The 17,841-nt window shown below is 28.0% G+C and carries 16 protein-coding genes; 1 reads left to right on the top strand and 15 read right to left on the bottom strand.

The window, feature by feature from the left end:
• Positions 1 to 5: 5 nt before the first annotated feature.
• The 13 genes from AC0B4S_RS01755 to AC0B4S_RS01695 form a co-directional block, all read right to left on the bottom strand.
• The gene (locus AC0B4S_RS01755) at positions 6 to 860 is read right to left on the bottom strand and encodes a pseudouridine synthase (protein ID WP_465101405.1); all 855 of its coding nucleotides are present in this window, start codon (positions 858 to 860) and stop codon (positions 6 to 8) included.
• Between the two features lie 44 nt (positions 861 to 904).
• Positions 905 to 1,306, bottom strand: coding sequence for an MAG1140 family protein (locus tag AC0B4S_RS01750; RefSeq protein ID WP_465101404.1), 402 nt, complete (start codon positions 1,304 to 1,306; stop codon positions 905 to 907).
• Entirely contained in the window at positions 1,293 to 3,359 is a 2,067-nt protein-coding gene (locus AC0B4S_RS01745) for an Mbov_0121 family peptidase domain-containing ABC transporter (protein ID WP_465101403.1), read from the bottom strand. The genes AC0B4S_RS01750 and AC0B4S_RS01745 overlap by 14 nt, the downstream gene beginning before the upstream one ends.
• A gap of 72 nt (positions 3,360 to 3,431) precedes the next feature.
• Entirely contained in the window at positions 3,432 to 4,085 is a 654-nt protein-coding gene (locus AC0B4S_RS01740; RefSeq protein WP_465101402.1) for a LemA family protein, read from the bottom strand.
• A 23-nt stretch (positions 4,086 to 4,108) separates the two neighbouring features.
• Positions 4,109 to 4,519: a F0F1 ATP synthase subunit delta/epsilon gene (locus AC0B4S_RS01735; RefSeq protein ID WP_465101401.1), complete on the bottom strand. Its 411-nt coding sequence runs from the start codon at positions 4,517 to 4,519 to the stop codon at positions 4,109 to 4,111.
• Positions 4,520 to 5,923, bottom strand: coding sequence for a F0F1 ATP synthase subunit beta (gene atpD, locus AC0B4S_RS01730; protein WP_465101400.1), 1,404 nt, complete (start codon positions 5,921 to 5,923; stop codon positions 4,520 to 4,522).
• Positions 5,924 to 5,937: 14 nt separating this feature from the next.
• Positions 5,938 to 6,792, bottom strand: coding sequence for an ATP synthase F1 subunit gamma (atpG, locus tag AC0B4S_RS01725; RefSeq protein ID WP_465101399.1), 855 nt, complete (start codon positions 6,790 to 6,792; stop codon positions 5,938 to 5,940).
• Positions 6,785 to 8,368: a F0F1 ATP synthase subunit alpha gene (gene atpA, locus AC0B4S_RS01720; RefSeq protein WP_465101398.1), complete on the bottom strand. Its 1,584-nt coding sequence runs from the start codon at positions 8,366 to 8,368 to the stop codon at positions 6,785 to 6,787. The genes atpG and atpA overlap by 8 nt, the downstream gene beginning before the upstream one ends.
• Positions 8,368 to 8,916, bottom strand: coding sequence for an ATP synthase F1 subunit delta (gene atpH / locus AC0B4S_RS01715; RefSeq protein WP_465101397.1), 549 nt, complete (start codon positions 8,914 to 8,916; stop codon positions 8,368 to 8,370). The genes atpA and atpH overlap by 1 nt, the downstream gene beginning before the upstream one ends.
• Positions 8,916 to 9,488: a F0F1 ATP synthase subunit B gene (atpF, locus tag AC0B4S_RS01710; RefSeq protein WP_465101396.1), complete on the bottom strand. Its 573-nt coding sequence runs from the start codon at positions 9,486 to 9,488 to the stop codon at positions 8,916 to 8,918. Before atpF ends, atpH begins: the two co-directional genes overlap by 1 nt.
• Before the next feature lie 11 nt (positions 9,489 to 9,499).
• Positions 9,500 to 9,805, bottom strand: coding sequence for an ATP synthase F0 subunit C (gene atpE, locus AC0B4S_RS01705; protein WP_465101395.1), 306 nt, complete (start codon positions 9,803 to 9,805; stop codon positions 9,500 to 9,502).
• A 9-nt stretch (positions 9,806 to 9,814) separates the two neighbouring features.
• Entirely contained in the window at positions 9,815 to 10,588 is a 774-nt protein-coding gene (locus tag AC0B4S_RS01700; protein ID WP_465101394.1) for a F0F1 ATP synthase subunit A, read from the bottom strand.
• Positions 10,589 to 11,581: 993 nt separating this feature from the next.
• The gene (locus tag AC0B4S_RS01695; RefSeq protein ID WP_465101393.1) at positions 11,582 to 13,114 is read right to left on the bottom strand and encodes a transposase family protein; all 1,533 of its coding nucleotides are present in this window, start codon (positions 13,112 to 13,114) and stop codon (positions 11,582 to 11,584) included.
• Positions 13,115 to 13,258: 144 nt separating this feature from the next.
• Between AC0B4S_RS01695 and rbfA the strand changes: the two genes are divergently transcribed.
• Positions 13,259 to 13,603, top strand: coding sequence for a 30S ribosome-binding factor RbfA (rbfA, locus tag AC0B4S_RS01690; RefSeq protein WP_465101392.1), 345 nt, complete (start codon positions 13,259 to 13,261; stop codon positions 13,601 to 13,603).
• A gap of 242 nt (positions 13,604 to 13,845) precedes the next feature.
• Here rbfA and AC0B4S_RS01685 read toward each other — a convergent pair whose 3' ends face one another.
• Together AC0B4S_RS01685 and AC0B4S_RS01680 are read right to left on the bottom strand one after the other, a co-directional pair.
• Positions 13,846 to 15,030 (bottom strand): IS30 family transposase, encoded by a 1,185-nt coding sequence (locus tag AC0B4S_RS01685; protein WP_465101340.1) that lies wholly within the window; start codon positions 15,028 to 15,030, stop codon positions 13,846 to 13,848.
• Positions 15,031 to 15,157: 127 nt separating this feature from the next.
• The gene (locus AC0B4S_RS01680) at positions 15,158 to 17,695 is read right to left on the bottom strand and encodes a hypothetical protein (protein WP_465101391.1); all 2,538 of its coding nucleotides are present in this window, start codon (positions 17,693 to 17,695) and stop codon (positions 15,158 to 15,160) included.
• Positions 17,696 to 17,841: the final 146 nt, after the last annotated feature.

Genomic DNA, 17,841 nt, shown 5'->3' with positions numbered 1-17,841 from the left:
TACTCCTATCATTTTGGTTTATTTGTAAAAAATTCTTTTTTATTTAAATATTTTAAATTACCCGTTAAATTCTGAAATTGTAAGCAAAATGAATGCAACATTAATCGATCATCTGGTTTGCCGCCATATTTTCGATCACCAAAAATGGGTTTTTGTAAATATTTTAAACTAGCTCTTATTTGATGTTTGCGGCCTGTAATTAATTGGGCAATTTTGTCATTATTTTCAAGGTAAAATAGTGTTTGTGCTATTTGAGAATTTGGCAATTTATTTTTGTGTGCTTTCATACGGTGGTGTAATTCATCTTTGGTTACATATAATGATAATTCAAGTTTTTGACCTGGAATTAATTCTAAGTTTGATTTAAATAAGTATTTCTTTACAAAAAACTGATGCTTATCATTTAATTCAACTAATGTAGGATAATTTTTTGCATAAAGCATCAAACCGCTTGTGCTTTTATCTAAACGACCAACATGTGATGGTTTAAAACTATCTAAATGTTGAAAATTTAAATAAGTTAAAACTTGATTGTCTAAAGAATCTTCTTCACCATGAACCACAACTCCTGGATCTTTATTAATTATTAAAATGTTTTCATCTTCATAAATAATATTTAAATTAACTTTAGTTTTAATTGCAGTTTCATTCTTAATAACATCAAAAACACCATAAATGATAATATGATCACCTTCTTTTATCTTTATGGTTTTATCATTTGTTCTTAAATTATTAATCTTGATATCCTTTTTACGAAATAATTTCTCAAGGCGAGATTTATTTAAATTATTTAAATATTTCACCAAGAGTTTGTATAAGGTTCTTCCTTCATCATTTTTTGTTGCAAATATTTCAAACATAATTGCCTCCAATTCTTATAATAATGTATTATACATTATTATCATTAGATTGGCAAAATGTTTCTCAAATAAACAATAATAACTTGGCTTATCGTTTCTTTCTCAATTGATATATAACCTTGAATTGTATAAATATTATTTGATTCTAAAAATTTCTTTAATTCTTCACTATCTATTAAAATACCTTCATCAGTTAATTTATCTTGTACAATTAGATCAAATTTTTGAATTAAATTATTTATATTAGCATTAAATAAAAAATTATTTTCACTTAGTTTTTCATACGAAATATTTTGAATATATAATTCGTTTTTTAACTTATGAATATGCACGTTATAATATTCATAAGTTTTTAAAAAACTAATTTTATAAAGTAAAAATACAAAAACCGCAAAAATCAAGCAAAGCAGGAAAATACTTAAAGAATATTTCTTAAACAAGTTCATCTAAATTTACCTCATTACTATTTCCATCAAAAATATACCGACTACTATGACTAATTTCAACAACTAATTTGTTTGATAGTAAACTATTTAAACGATTTTTTAATTCATTATAAGTATTAATACTTAAATTCTCAAAAGCTTCATCAAAAATAATTACATCATAATCGCGTAAAAATAATTTAAGCAACTTAATAAATGCCAATTGTCCTTTTGATAAACTGTTAACCTGCTTGTCTAAAAAACAACTTAAATCTAAATTAACACTTTTTAGAATAACATCTAAATTACTATTTTTAAGCAAATCAATAAAAGAGTTTTTATCATTAATTATTAAATAATCTTTTACAAGTAAATGAAGATCACTACGCTCAGAATTTAAATATAAAATTTGCTCTTTTAAACGTTCATTAAAAAACAAGTATGAAATTTTTTCATTCACAAAGATTTCCCCTTTATTAAGAGGTAATAGCCCTGCTAGAAGTTTTGCAATGGTGCTTTTACCCATACCATTTTTTCCAATAATTTTAACTTTATCTTCCAAGATTAAACGATCAATATTCACAATTGTAGGTAATGAATCTTGATACTTAAATTCAGCATATGAAAGTTGTAATGACTTAATTCTTTCATTGAATTTAGGAATAGTTAATTCGTTTTTAATATTTTTATCAAATACGTCAATTGTTTTAATTTTTTGAGAATATTCAATATAAGAATCAAAATTTTGAAAAAATCCTTTAAGCGGTCGGATAAATAAATTAATTGAAGTTAAAAAATAAATAAAGTTAGAGAATTCCATTCTTTGGTTCCAAATTTCATAAACCCCTATTATACTTATAAAAAGATGCAGGGACATTTCAATGATATTTTGAAAACTATTAAGATTGTTGTTGTGAATTTCAAAACTAAGCGATTTATCTTTGAAAGTTTTTGAATTTGTTTGTCAATCGAATAAAATTCTCTTAGTTAAATAATCTTCTTGTGCTTCTTTTAATGATTTTAAATAATTATCTAATTTAGTTTCTAAATGATATGAATCACCTTGAATTTTCAAATAATTTTTTTCGTAAATTAATTTTTTTAAATAACTAATAACTAAAATTAAAATACCAAAACAACATAAAATCAATAATAAAACTAAGTTGATATTTCGTAATATTAACAATGACACACAAAAGCCCACACAATTTACAATAAAATTAGGCAAGAAAACTTCTTGAATATTTAGAATATAAAAAAGGTTGCCAAGTCTTGTTTTAATCTCAACATTAGACATAATATTGAGCATGCCATAATTTTCTTTAGAAAATTTTTCTAAAGTAGCAAAAAGTTGCTGATATGAATAGTTATAAAAATAGTTACGCCTAATTTGGTAACTTAAAGTTTGAATTAAATAAATAAATAAAAAACTTATAAAAATTAATAATGCAATAATTATAATTTCATCTTTTAACTTATATGGAATAATAATATTTAAAATCCGTTTATTAATTCAAGGAATGATGATGTAAATGCCCAATTCAAATAATAATACAAATAGTAATATAATTTTTGTCTTGGAAAGTAAAAACAAACTATAATTGGTATCTTTATTATTACCTTGTTCTTTTATAGTTACACTTGTATGATTAACCAAAGTAGTATCTTTAAGAAATTCAATATATATACCTTTTGTTAGAACAGCAAATTCGGCAGTGGAAATTTTAGTTTTAGTTCCAAGTCCTGGATCATAATAAGTTATATATTTTGGATCTATTTTAATAATCAAAATCATATGGTTATAATTTCCAGAACTTATAATTGCACCAAATGGTAATTCATTGCTGGAAAGTTTACTTATTTCTTCTATACTTGCTTTATAAGCATTAATGCTATAACCAAATTCTTTAAGCAACATATTATAATTGTTTAAACTAATTCCTTCTTGATTATATTTTGCTTTAAATTTTAATTCGTCAATGGGAATATCTTCATATTTTTTATAACTTAAATACTCACGAAATACATATAAAGAGCAATCCCATGGCGAAATTTGTTTTTTATCTTTAAACATATATTTACTAATAAAAATATTAGTAAAAAAGACAAATAAAAAACCAAACCTTTAAAATGGTTTGGTTTTACATTATAATCCTTTCATTGAAACATCTTGTCTTTGCTGAGTAGATGCAGCAAATAGTCCAAATGTAGAAAGTCCTAGTGTAGCAGCAACAACACTACCAGGTCATGCAAAAATTGATGCATTAAATTGTGTAACATTAGTATTGTATAATCTACGAGCAGCAGCAACTTCTCTTTCAAGGTAAACAATTTGTTCAGTTAATGTTTTGTAAGATTCAGAAGCCTTAAGTTCTGGGTAGTTTTCAGAAACAGCCATTAATCTACCAAATACTGAGTTATTTAGACCTTCTAATTCAGTTCTTTGTGCACTTGTTAGATTACTTGATGATCGGAAAGTTCTTAAACGAGCAATTTCAGAAAAAGTATCTTTTTCAAATTGTTTGTGTGATTGTACTACATCATATAACTTAACTAATGTATCAGATCTTTTAGCAAGTTGAACATCAATTGTTGATGCTGATTCATTAATGTAATTTTGTTGTTTTAAATATGCATTTCTTTTAACTAAAAAATATATTGCTGAAAAAATTAATAAACCTAAAAATCAAAATGCAATTTTAGCAGCTGTGCTAGATTGAGCAACTTTCTCACTATTATCTACATATGGGTTAAAACCTTCTTGGTTTTTGTTTTCTCTATTATTATATAAATTTGCCATAATTAATATAAATTATACATAAATTAATTATTTGTCAAACTTTTTATTTTAAATAATGTACGTTTTAATTTTGTTTCTAATTTACTAATATCAGAAGTATCTTGGTTGCCTTGGGCAATACGCTTTTCTAAAGCTTCTTTTTCGGCTAATTGTTTTTCAAGGTCAATTTCTGATAATTTTAAAATATCGTCAGTTATAATATCAATTTTCGAACCATTAGCGTAAACTAGCCCACCACCAATATAATATTTTTCTGAATTTTCATTAGATTCCCATCCAATTGTTAAAGTGCCTATTTCTATATTTGAAAATAAAGGTGATTTATTTGCTTGCAGTCCGATATAACCTGATGAAGTTTTTAATGTCACTATATCTGTCCAACCCTCATAATATATACCACTTGGAACAGTAATTTTTAAATATGTTTGAGCCATTTATTTTGTTTCTAGTGTTTTTTGATATCTAGAAATTACATCGTCAATGCTACCAGCATATCTAAATAATTCTTCAGGATAATCATCAAAATCACCCGATAAGATCATTTTAAAACTTCTAATGGTATCTGATAAAGGAACGTAAACCCCTTTAATACCAGAGAATTTTTCAGCAACTGTAAAAGGTTGAGATAAGAAATTACGAATTCTACGTGCTCTAGCAACTATTGCTTTATCTTCTTCGCTAAGTTCACCCATTCCTAAAATAGCAATAATATCTTGTAACTCTTTAAATCTTTGTAAGATTGAAACAACACCTTGTGATACTTCATAGTGTTCTAATCCAACAATTAAAGGATCCAGTAAACGAGATGAAGAATTTAGTGGGTCAATGGCAGGATAAATCCCTAATGATGCAATCGTACGATCTAAAACTGTTTTGGCATCTAAGTGAGTAAAGGTCGTAGCAGGTGCTGGATCAGTTAAATCATCTGCTGGAACATAAACGGCTTGTACAGATGTAATTGAACCACGATGTGTTGAAGTAATTCTTTCTTGCAAAGCACCCATTTCAGTTGCTAAAGTAGGTTGGTAACCAACAGCAGAAGGCATTCTTCCAAGTAAAGCTGATACTTCCGAACCGGCTTGGGTAAATCTAAAAATATTATCAATAAATAATAAAACATCTTGATTTCGTTTATCTCTAAAATATTCTGCCATAGTTAAACCACTAAGTGCAACACGCATTCTAGCGCCAGGCGATTCATTCATTTGTCCAAAAACTAAAGCTGTTTTATCTAAAACTTCAGCATGTTTCATTTCGTGGTATAAATCATTGCCTTCACGGGTTCTTTCGCCAACACCCGCGAAAACAGAAAGTCCATTATGTTGGGTAGATATATTATTAATAAGTTCTTGTACTAAAACAGTTTTTCCAACTCCTGCTCCCCCAAAAAGACCAATTTTTCCACCTTTTACATACGGAATTAATAAGTCAATAACTTTAATACCAGTTTCCAAAATTTCAGAAGATGTTTTTTGTTCTTCGTAACTTGGTGGAGTTGCATGGATTGATGATTTTGGAACATCATTATCAAGTGGTAAATCATCAATTGGATTTCCAAGTACATCAAAAATTCTTCCTAAAACTTTTTCACCAACTGGTACTTGAATTGGCATTCCAGTATCTAAAACAGTTAAACCTCTTTGTAATCCATTAATATCACACATTGCAATAGTACGAGCAGTTTCATCACCAATATGCTGAGCTACTTCAAAGGTATATACTTTACCTTCAAATTCTGTTTTAAGTGCATTTAGTAGTTTTGGCAACTTTCCTTCTTGGAATCTCACATCAACAACAGGACCTAATATTTGAACTATTGTACCTTCGTTTCTAACCATAAAAACTCCTTTTTTTAAGTAGCATCTGCTCCTGAAACAATTTCAGTGATTTCTTGTGTAATTAAACTTTGACGTTGTCTATTAAATTCTAGTTGCAGATTTTGAATTAATTCTCCAGCATTATTAGTGGCATTTTCCATTGCATTACGCCTCGATGCAATTTCGGAAATTTTTGAACTAAACCCATGATTATATAATGTACTAGTTAAAAACAGTGGAACTGATTTAACAAGTACAGTTTCGGCATTTGGTTCAAACTCAATTAATTGTGATATTTTTGAACCAATTTTCTTTTTATCAATAACAAATGGAAATAATTGTAAATTTCGTGCTTCTTGTACTAAATTATTGATAAATTCTGTATATAAAAGATTTATAGCCGAAACTTTATTTTCTAAATACAAATCAAGTGAAACTTTAATAATTGTAGAACTTATATCATAACTTAATGAATCCCCAACATTACCAATAAACTTAATCACTTGATCCTTTAATTTAGAATTTTTTAATAAAACTACCCCCTTATCTCCGAGCACAATAATTTTATCTTCGGGTTTAATTTGTTCTTTAAGCAAATTAATAATATTGTAATTATATGATCCACAAAGCCCTAAATCGCTTGTAATAACAATATATAATTTGCCTTGTGCACTATTTTTAGGAAAAATTGAATATAGCTTACGAGGATCAACATTGTTAATCAAATCATTAAAGATATTTTTTAAAGTAGTTTGGTATAAATTTATACTAAAAAATTCATTTCTAAGGCGACGTAATTTTGAAGTTGACACTAGCTCCATAGCATTAGTGATTTTTTCTGTACTTTTTATAACATTAATACGGTTTTTTAATCCATTTAAATTAGGCATTATTTGTACCTATATATTTTTTGGGCAATGATTCAAATTGTTTTTCATCATAGTTTGGAATAATTGAAATAATTGCTTTCACAATACGAACTAAATTTTGTTCAATAGCTGCATATGTTTCCTGTGATAATATGCCAGTTGTTAAAATATCATTAGCAATATCAATTCCGCTTTGATCATGGCTTACTCAATCAATTACATTATCACGATATGATGTTATTTTATCAAAAGGTAGAGGGTTAATGATACGTTCTTTAACACCAATTAATAATATTACTTGAATATAAGAAGGCAACAAAAAGTATTGATCTTGTTTTAAAAGGCGGTATACTTTTGCACCATGATCTAAAATTGATTTAGTTGAATTATCTAAACCAGAACCAAATTGAGCAAATGCTTGCATTTCATTATATTGAGCTAGTTCTAGTTTTAAAGAACCAACAACTTGTTTCATAGCCTTAGTTTGAGCAGCAGATCCAACCCTAGAGACTGAAAATCCAATATCAACAGCAGGGCGCTGACCTGCATTGAATAACGATTCTTTAGTAAAAATTTGTCCATCAGTAATCGAAATAACATTTGTAGGTATATATGCACTTATATCCCCTTGCTGAGTTTCTATAATTGGCAATGCAGTTATTGAACCTCCGCCATATTGTGAGTTTAAGCGAGCAGCTCTTTCTAAAAGTTGTGAATGCAAGTAAAAAACATCCCCAGGGTAGGCCTCGCGTCCAGGTGGGCGGCGTAATAATAATGATAAAGTACGATAAGCAATCGCATGTTTAGATAAATCATCATACACGATTAAAACGTCTTGGCCTTGCTTCATTCATTCTTCAGCAATGGTCACTCCTGTATATGGTGCAATATATTGTTTTGGAGCTAATTCACTAGCACCCGCAACAACTATTGTTGTATATTCTAAAGCGCCAGCATCAGAAAGTTTCTGTACAATTTGTGCAACAGTAGAATTCTTTTGTCCAATTGCAACGTATACACATTTTACACTTTTGCCTTTTTGATTAATAATCGTGTCAATTGCAATTGAGGTTTTACCTGTTTGGCGATCACCAATAATTAATTCGCGTTGCCCTTTACCAATTGGAATCATAGCATCAATTGCTAAAATACCAGTTTCTAAAGGTTGATTTACTTCTTTACGGGTCATAACTCCTGAAGCAGTTTTAAATATTTCAGAAGTGTGGTTATTGTTAATTGGTGCTTTACCATCTAAAGGCATACCTAATGCATCAATAACACGGCCTAGCATTTGGTCCCCAACTGGAACAGAAATGACTTGACCTGTACGGGATACAACATCACCTTCAGATACAGAATAAGCATCACCTAATAAAGCAATCCCCACAGTTTCATCCTCTAAATTTAAAGCTAGACCATAAATACCATTACCAAAACGCACTAATTCAGAATACCTGACTTTTTCTAGTCCAGAAACTATTGCAATCCCATCGCCAACCGAAACAACACGTCCAACTTCAGAACGATCAACTTTTGAGCCTAAGTTTTTAATACGCTCTTTAATAATTTGTGAAATATCATCTAATTTAAGTGGCATTATACCTCCTCTCTATTTCAAATAATTTGATTTTTTAGTTTTTGTAATTCTCTTTTATAGTTAAGTTCTAAAACCTCAGTGCGTGATACAATTTTAAAACCACTGATTAAACTTTTATCAATATGGTTTGTAATTTTTATAGTACGCCTCGTGGTTTTTTGTAATTTTTCCTTAATTTCTTGTAATTGTTCATTATTTAAAGGAAAGGCCGAAATAATATCAATATACCTTATTTTTAAATGATGGTTTGATAGTTTTAAATATTCTATAATAATATTTTTTAAAATATTGACAGCTTTCCGTTGCGCGATTACTTTTAGAGAATTAATAATTATTCAATCAAAACCAACAAAAGCTAAATCAATTGTTTCTAAACGTTCAGTTTCTGGAATACCATCATTTTTTAAATAATCAATAAATTCAGGATTTTGATTTAAGAATTCTTTAAGTAATTCAAAATATGGTTCGAGTTCTACAAATCTATCATCTTCTAAAACTAAATCAAAAATTGCAATAGCATATGCAGATGTATGAGTTTTACGAAACATTATAATTCCTCAACATCTTTATCAGTATTTAAATATTGATTAATAATTTGATCTTGTGTAGTTTGTGTGATTTCTCTTTTGAGAATTTTTTCGGCTAACTCAGTTGCAATTTCTACAACATATCTACGTGAATTAAAGTCAAATTGTTTCTTTTGGTTTTCAATATCAATATTTGTTTCTTCTAATAATCGTTTTGACTCAGTCTTAGCACTATTTAAATATACTTCAGCTGTTTTTTCAGCTTTAATTTTTGCTTTAGAAATGATTTGTTCTGCTTGAATATGTGCATTTTTTAAACTTTGATTGGCTTCATTAAGTTTTAAAATGCTTTCTTGTTTTTGTTGTATTGAATCATCAATATTACTTTGAATAAATCGTTCACGTTCTTTCATTAATTTCTTAATTGGTTTATAAACTAAATAAAAAAGTAAACTACATACAATTATAAAAGCAAGAATTGTCGCAATGATCAAGGGTATACTTGGAAAAAGACCAGCAAAAAGGTCTTTAAATCTAGTTCCAAATTGTTCGTTTACACTTGCTGATTCTTGTGCTTCACTATAATAAACCATTATTTAACCAACTATTTTGTAAATAAAATAATTAAGGCAATTAATAAAGCATAAATTGCAGTTGTCTCGGCAATACCTGCACCAATAATAAGCATCAATCTAATTTTAGATTCAGCCTCAGGGTTACGACCAACAGCTTCACAAGCTTTTCCTGCTGCATATCCTTGGCCAATTCCTGCACCTAAGCAACCAATTGCAGCAATGCCTGCACCAACACCTAATAATCCAGCACTAACACTTGAAGTTGATGCATTATTATTTGCAACTTGTGTTGCACTTTGAGTTGCCTCTTGTAATAAAGTTGTTACTTCTAACATAATAATCTCCTAATAAATTGCTTCTGTTTTTCTTCTAGTTCAATCCCTAAAAGATATTTTTCTACTTGTAGTTTGTTTTTTTGGTTTAATATCACTTGCTTCAGACACTCAATAAACTGAGGTTAATAAAGCAAAAATAAATGCCTGTAGCGTAGAACCAAAAATATCAAAATAAAAATGAAAGAATGGTGTAATAATAAGCGAAAAGAAATATAATTCTTGTCCATATCCAACTGAAAAAACTTTTTGTCATAAAATTCCACCAGAAACATAGGCCATGGCTAAAATAGCAGCACCACCAATAATATTTCCATAGATCCGAAAACTTAATGAAACTAATATAGATAACTTACCAATTAATTCAGTTGGAATTAATAATTTTGCATAAAATTTTCATTTACTATAAATAGTTCCAATAACAAGAACCCCAAACCATGTTAAAATAGCTAAAGAAAATGGAACAGAGAATGAGGTAACAATGGGTTCTAGGCCAAAGATAACAACACCATTTCCTATTAATAAAAAAGTTCCTAAACTTAAGATGTAAAATCTTGCAATTTTTAAATTATCTCCAGGACCAGCAACAGCCTCATAAGTTTTTTCAATTGAGCCTACATAAGCTTCAGCAATTAAAACTATGCCTTTGGAAGCTTTTTCTGGATTTGTCTTTTTAACTTTTAGATAGATTAAAACTGACAAAATTAGAACAATTATCACAGTTACAAACAATGAAACTAACTGCGGTTGACGTCAATTAAATAATGAATTTTTTATGTTTTCCATTCGACACCTTTCTTTTAATTAAAATTACATGCACTATAATAGCAATTGCACTTAATGATAAACATGATATAAAACTAAATAAATTAATACGTCCATGAGCTCAATGCATGTTTGTATCTCCTAAATGAATTTGGTTTATCAATTTCATCAAATATATTATTAAAAATAATAAACTAAAAAAAAACAACATTTTTAAGGGTAAAAGAAAATAGTAAATCTTTCTTCTCTGTAAAAATAATGATGTATAAATTAAAGCTGTTATCTTAAATAATAAATAAGATACTAATGATCCGAGGATAAACCCTAATGTAAGGTTAATTTTAAAAAATTCTAAGATACTAAATACAAAACCAAGAAATATAAATAGAATTCAAAAGGTGAATTCAAATTTATTTCAAAATTGAATCATGCTTTTACTCATAATGCGCTTTGCTCCTATAATTTTAATACTTTTTAATAATTACATAATAACAAATTTATATTTTTTTAATAATAAAATTGATTGATAATTTAACACTAAAAATCGACTTTAAAATAGGTAATTTTTATAAGTAAGTTAATTCCCTGTTACTATTTTAATACTATAATCTGTAGAATAACTACCTTTTTGCACTACTTTTTTAATTTTTTGCCCAGGCTGTTGGGGGTTAATCTTTTTTTATTTTTTAATTTATATTATGATGCTTTTGTTACAAAAAAAAGATAATGAAAAAACAAACCAAAAAAATTTTTTCTTCTTTGGCAATTAAATTGGAAAATTTATATATTTTTTGATGTTTTTACTGTTTAAAAAACCAGAACATAATTATTTATATCATTACATTAACTACAAAATTTCAAAATGCAGCAAAAAGATTTTTAAACCCCCGCCCCCCCCGCCCTTGATTGCAATCAAGGGCGCCTTACTTTTGAAAAAGTAAGCAAAACTTCCAGAAAACACGTGCCCGTGTTTTCTATTTTTATTATTTTCTTTTTTAATAAAAAATATTAAAATTAATATGCATCAATTTTTATTTCATCATTGATGCTTCTGTGTAATGCTCTAAGTATCTCTAAATACTCAGCCATAATCTTATTGGCTTCAAGGTTATTTCCTTGTGCATTCACAGAGACACTATTAAACTTTGAGATGTATAATTCAAGAGTTTTAAAAAATGAGCTTGTTTTCTTATGGATAAATGCTAGTTTTCCAACGGCAGGGATAGAATAATCTAAACCTTTCTCAAGAGCTCACATTTCTGTAAAGCTTAGATATTTTCCATTAGGTTCTTTGGCAAAGTATTTTTTTCCATTATATTTAAAATACAAATTATCATCAGAAGAATGTACTAACACAACATCAGAATTATAAGGAAATATAATCCTTTTGTCATGAATATCGAAAGCTGCAAGGTTTTGACCTTGGTACCTAACAACGCCATTTAAAACTTTTCTATTAATCTCTAAATCAACGGCTCAATTGCCGTTTTTCTTTCCTTCTTTTTGAAAGACATTATGTTTAGAAATTATTTTTTTATTCCTTGTGTTGTAATAATTTTGAAATACTTCGTTATTTTTTTTTAAATCATTAATATCTTTATATCCGTTTTCATGAATTAATAATGGGTATTGATCTAATGATGTTCTAAAAGATCTCTCAACGTGAGGTTTATGTTTGGGATTAGATGAACTGAGTACTTCTATTCCTTTTTTATTTAAATCTTTTTCAAAAATTGTTTGTGTGTTTTCATTTCCCCAAAAAGTTCTTCTTTTATCAGTATAAATTTTCTTTGGAAATCCATATTTCTTAAATACTATTTCTAACAGTCTTTGATATCCTAATGTTGTTTCTTGTTCTTCAAATCATGCTGCTAATAATGTTCCAGTGGCAACATCAATTGCATGATAAAGATAGAATGGTTTATTATTTTTTAAATATGGTTCAAGCTGAGCATCGATTTCAACAATTTCACCAAATTCTAAATTTTTCTTTAGACCCAAAACTTGTCTTTGTTTTTCATTTTGTTTAATTTGTTTATAATATTTTTTTAATAGCAATGTTGTCTCTTGTGAAGTTTTCTTCTTTGATAATTTTGCTATTTTTCTTCCTCTTTTGGTTGTATGTATATTAAATAATCCTAATTGGTTGAATCTTCTTACCAGAGTTTTGTAAGAAATTTTTTGCCTTATAAAAGAACCATATTCTGAATAATAATAACTTTTAAACGAAAGTTGGTTATTTGTTAGAACGCTATTTAAAATGACTTCACATATTTTTAAATAATCTTTAAACACTAATTCAATTTCTGAATCTGTAACTTTGCAACTTCTTTGTTGATTTTTATTTTTATGGCTGATGTCAATTTCTTGATTACTTTTTATTATTTTTTTATATCTTTTTACAGTTGATACACTAAGGTTTGTAATTAAACTAAGTTGAGATAAAGATTTTTCAATATTAGCAGCAATTAATATGAGAGATTGCTGCTTTTTTAGTTCGTAGTTTGTTAAGTTTTTGTACTTATCTATGTTATGTTTAAATATCATAAATAATTTATACCATATTTTAATTAAATTAGTTCACTTTGGGTGGGATTTATATATGGGCCTAAATAGTTGTCATTGGACAAGTAAGTTAATTCCCTGTTACTATTTTAATACTATAATCTTAAATACATGTATAATATTTTTATGAATCTAGTTAATTTAAGAAAAAAAGAAAATCAAATACAACAACTAATTGCAAGTATTCTTGCATATGATTTAGATAATGTAAATATTTATGATCCAGTAGTTATGGAAGCAAAATTATCCTCAGATCTAGGTCTTGTTAAAGTATTTGTAACTTTAGCAAAAAGCGAGCAAAAAGGAATTATTGCCCTAAATAATGCTTCTGGTTACGTTCGCAAATTGTTATCTCAAACATTAGACTGAAGAAAAGTGCCAGAGGTAAGGTTTTATTTAGATACGGTTTCTAAAACTGGTAGTGAAATTGATAAAATATTACAAGAACTAAAAAAAGAAAATAAAAATTAAGAAAAGTTAACATTTCATGTTAACTTTTCTCTTATTGAATTGAAATAAATATTTTGTTTTTTGGAAAAGTCACTTGCGAGATGTTAACAAAATAATTGTCTTTTAATTTTAACATAATTTTTAGATAAAAAAATGTATGAGAAAACAGAAAACACGGCAGTGTTTTCTCGTCGGTTTTGCTTACTTTTGCCAAAAGTAAGGCCCCTTTGATTGCAATCAAAGGCGGGGGATTAAAAAAAATTTTAGGTTATCTTATATTTCCGGACAACTTGCCGATAGTTATTTATTTTATCCATCATATAATCAATTTCTTGCTGAGAGTATTTATCTAGACTTTTTCCTTTGGGAATGTAATACCTAATTAAGCGGTGCATATTTTCTATTGAACCTTTTTGTCATGAACTATATGGTTGGCATTTAAATAGTCTTTCAGTTGGAATAACCTGGTGCAATAAGACATTTTCACTACCATTATCAACTGTTAAAGTTTTAATCTCTAAGTTGTGTTTCTTGATTAGTTTGATAAGAGTTTGTTTGATAGCTTTGGAGTTGCGTTTTGAAAGCATAGCATAAGACATTCTGGTTTGCCGTTCAATTATGGTCACAATACAATATGTATCATTGATTTTACCAATAACGGTGTCTAATTCAAAATGGCCGTGTTCAGAGCGATCATTAATATAAGCTGGACGTTTCGAAATTTCCGTAGCATATTTTAATGTTTTAGGTTTGGTTTGTTTTTTCTTCCTTATGCCATATTTGCCTTCAGATTTTCTAACAATGTGGTCAAAATCAAGGAAATAAGGGTATTTTTTGATTATTTTATAAATTGTACTAGGCGAAGGAGCAAATTCATCAGGGGATAATTTTTTAAAAGAATTCACAAGATAGGTAACTGATTTCTTAACTTCTTTTTGCTGCAAATTCTTTTTATTTCTATTTTTATTGTATGTATTAAGCTCACTATACCAATATTTTCTGTAGGCCTTTCATTTCTCTTTAATTGTATCACTTACAAAAAAGAGTCGCGAAAACGAATAGCCTGATAAATGTTCATATAGTTTGCTAAAATTAAGGGTTTTAACACGCATTACTCTTCTTGAACACTTAGGACAAACATAGCGATTTTGTTTATCTAAACTAAGTGGTCTGCGATTTGTAATAATTTTAATTTTGCTTTTTATACTTCGAATGTCTCTGTTAAAAATCTTAGCTACTTCTTGGATTGAGAAGCCTTCAGAAAGTTCTTGTAAAATATTATAAAGTTGCTCTAGATCGATTTGGTCTAATCGTAATTTTCGATGCGACTCAAGAGCTCCTTGCATTTTCAAAATAGTATTATGATTCTCTTCGATTTTAAAATGTTGATATTTATTTTCTTTTCGATATTTGTCAAAAACACAAATATATTTTTCTAAATTTTTCATATAATTTTAAAGTCTCCTTTCATTTTTTAAAATTTATTAATACAACTATTTTATTACAAGGCAGACAAAAACAATGTCACATGCAAAAAACTTGCATGTGACATTTCCAATTAATAAAATAAATATTTTAATTTTTCTTGGCATGAGGAATAGTAACTGTTTGAGTGTGACTTTGACCATTATGTTCATAAGTCACTGTTAATGTTCTGTTTCTTTCATCATAAATAGCGATTAGTTTTTTACTATTTTTAGAATATTTCTTTTCAAATTCTCCTTCGCACCATCTTTTACATAAAAAAACAGCATTAGTTCCCCCAGAGCTGGCAATTGAAAAGAATTTTTTAGTGCTTTTCTTGCCTTTATATCATTGTAATTGTACTTCTTTGTTTTTGTTATATTTATTTTTATAATTGTTTTTTACTTTATATTTGTTTAACATATCGTCAAATATTTGGCCAAAATTCTCTTCAGTATTTAAAATTAATAAATACAAATTATTTGTTTGGTTAGTATTTGAGTCAGAAGAGTTGTTTTCTGGGATTGATTCTTTATTCGTTTCCTCGTTTTTTATATTTTGTGTATCACCTGATGATTGCGGGTCTTGTTTTTCCGTAGATTCACTAGTTGTTGCACTATCTGAACGGGTTGAACTAGTTTGAGTGTTTGTGCTTGTGCTGTCAGATTGTGAAGCTGAGCCACCTGTGCTAGATCCTACAGAATCTTGTTCTGTTTGTGTTGATGTATCCGGTGCAGCTTCACTTGTAGATCCAGAACCAAAATTGCCTTGAGTAGTTTGGCTAGTTTCAGAGTTTGCTTGTTCACTACCATTTGATGCATCAGAATTGCTGGTGCTTCCAGTTGAGTCTTGAGTACCAGGAGTTTGGACTTCTTGTTGTGCATTACTTTTCTCTTTATTATCGGTTGTTTCAGAATTCTCACTTAATTTATTCTTTTCAGTTTCTCCTTCATTTGTTTTTGTCGAACCATCTTCTTGTATATCAGATTCTCCACTAATGGGTGGTGTAAGTTGTGTTTCATCGGCTTTTTTAGATTTATCTTCACTAGTTAATGCATTATCAGAAAATTCTGTATTATTTGGAATTTCAAAATTTTGCGTGATTTCTTGATCACCAATGCGATATGTTATTGTTAAAATTCTAGTTGTTTCATCATATATTGATGGAATTTTTTGATCCTTTTTCCAAGGTGCTACAACTCCTTCTTTTACATATAAGATAGCATTCTTACCTCTTGATGCAATAATAGAAAGGAATGGTATTGGCCTTTTTGTTGTAACAATGTACCATTGCAAGGTAATAATTTTATCTTGCTCAAATTTTGTTTTGTTTGAACTTTTTGACTTATATTCAGCTAACATATCATCAAAAATTTTACCAAAGTTTTGATCCTTGTTGTTTAAAAGCAATATTCCTTGGTTATTTTGCTCATTATTCTTTGAATCAATGGTATCTTTATTTTTGCTGTCTAAACCTTGACCAGTATTTTCACGGTTTTCGTTAGTTTCTCTAGAATCAGTAGCTTCATCTTCTTTTTGAATTGGCGGTTCTGTTTTTTCATCACTATTATTTTTGTTATCATCTTTTAGTGCTGGTGTTTTATTATTCAATTGATTATCTTTATTTTGATCCTTAGGTTGCTTAGGTTTTTTACGTTTTGGAATAATAAATTCTCTTGTATAGTTTTTATCACCCATTTGGTATCTTAATATTAATGATCTTGTTTCTTCATTAAAAGTTGCATTTACAATATAACCGTTTTCTCAGCCTGTTGTCTTACCTTCTTTAACATAAAATAAGGCATATTTCTCATTTGAATTATCAAATGATAAATAAGGTTTAGAACTGCTTTGGTTTTTTCCATATCATTTTAATTGAATTTCTTTTTTATTTTGGTTTTTTTCTTTGTTTTTAGTGTTTTTTATATACCCTTCGATCATATTATCAAATACATCACCAACATTTCCATTCATATCATTTAGAACTAGTAATTCATGTGCAGTTGAATCTTCTGATTCAACTGCGTTTTTGTTTTCTGTTTGATTGTCTTGATTATTTTTTGGTTCTGGTGATTTATCACTAGAATTTTCGCTACTACTATTTTTAGGTGTTGTATTTTCTTGTTTAGTTTGGATTGTTTTAAATTTGAAAATTTGACTAAAAACTTCTTTTGAATAAATAAATTTGTCACCATCTTTTGTTGCATATTTATAGTAAATTATTAATTTATCATCCTTAATTTCATAACTAATTAAATAATTGGGTTCAGTTTGATTTCTATGATTTACAATAAAATAGTTGTTATTTAGATTATTAACTCTAAAAACGGTTGTGGTTTCGTAATCTACATCAGCCCAATCAAATTCTTGATCTTTATCTCATGCAATGATAGATTTTTGGTATGTACTATAAAATAATTTTTGTTGGTTTGATACCACTTGTGATAAAAGATTATTATCACTTAAGGTAAATAAATTACGATTGTCTTTCCCATATTTGTCTAACTCGTTTTGGATGTTTTGAGTAGTATTTTCAGAATCATTTTGATCATCTTTAAGTTTTCTATCTATATTTGTTACGCTATTACAACTTACAACAAAAGCAATTGGCGCAAGTGCTAAGGTTAACTTTAAAAAGTGCTTTTTCATTGTTTCATTCCTCCCGTTTAAATAAGTATAGTTTCAAACTTAAAACAAAAGAAATAAAAACTTAGAAAAAATGGAATAAAAAATATTTGTTCAGCATTGTGGCAATTTTCCAGAATATACCATATTAATTTTATTATTTATTTGGA

This window comes from Mycoplasma sp. 6934, from assembly GCF_055523595.1.
This window is presented reverse-complemented; position numbering and strand designations above follow the sequence as displayed.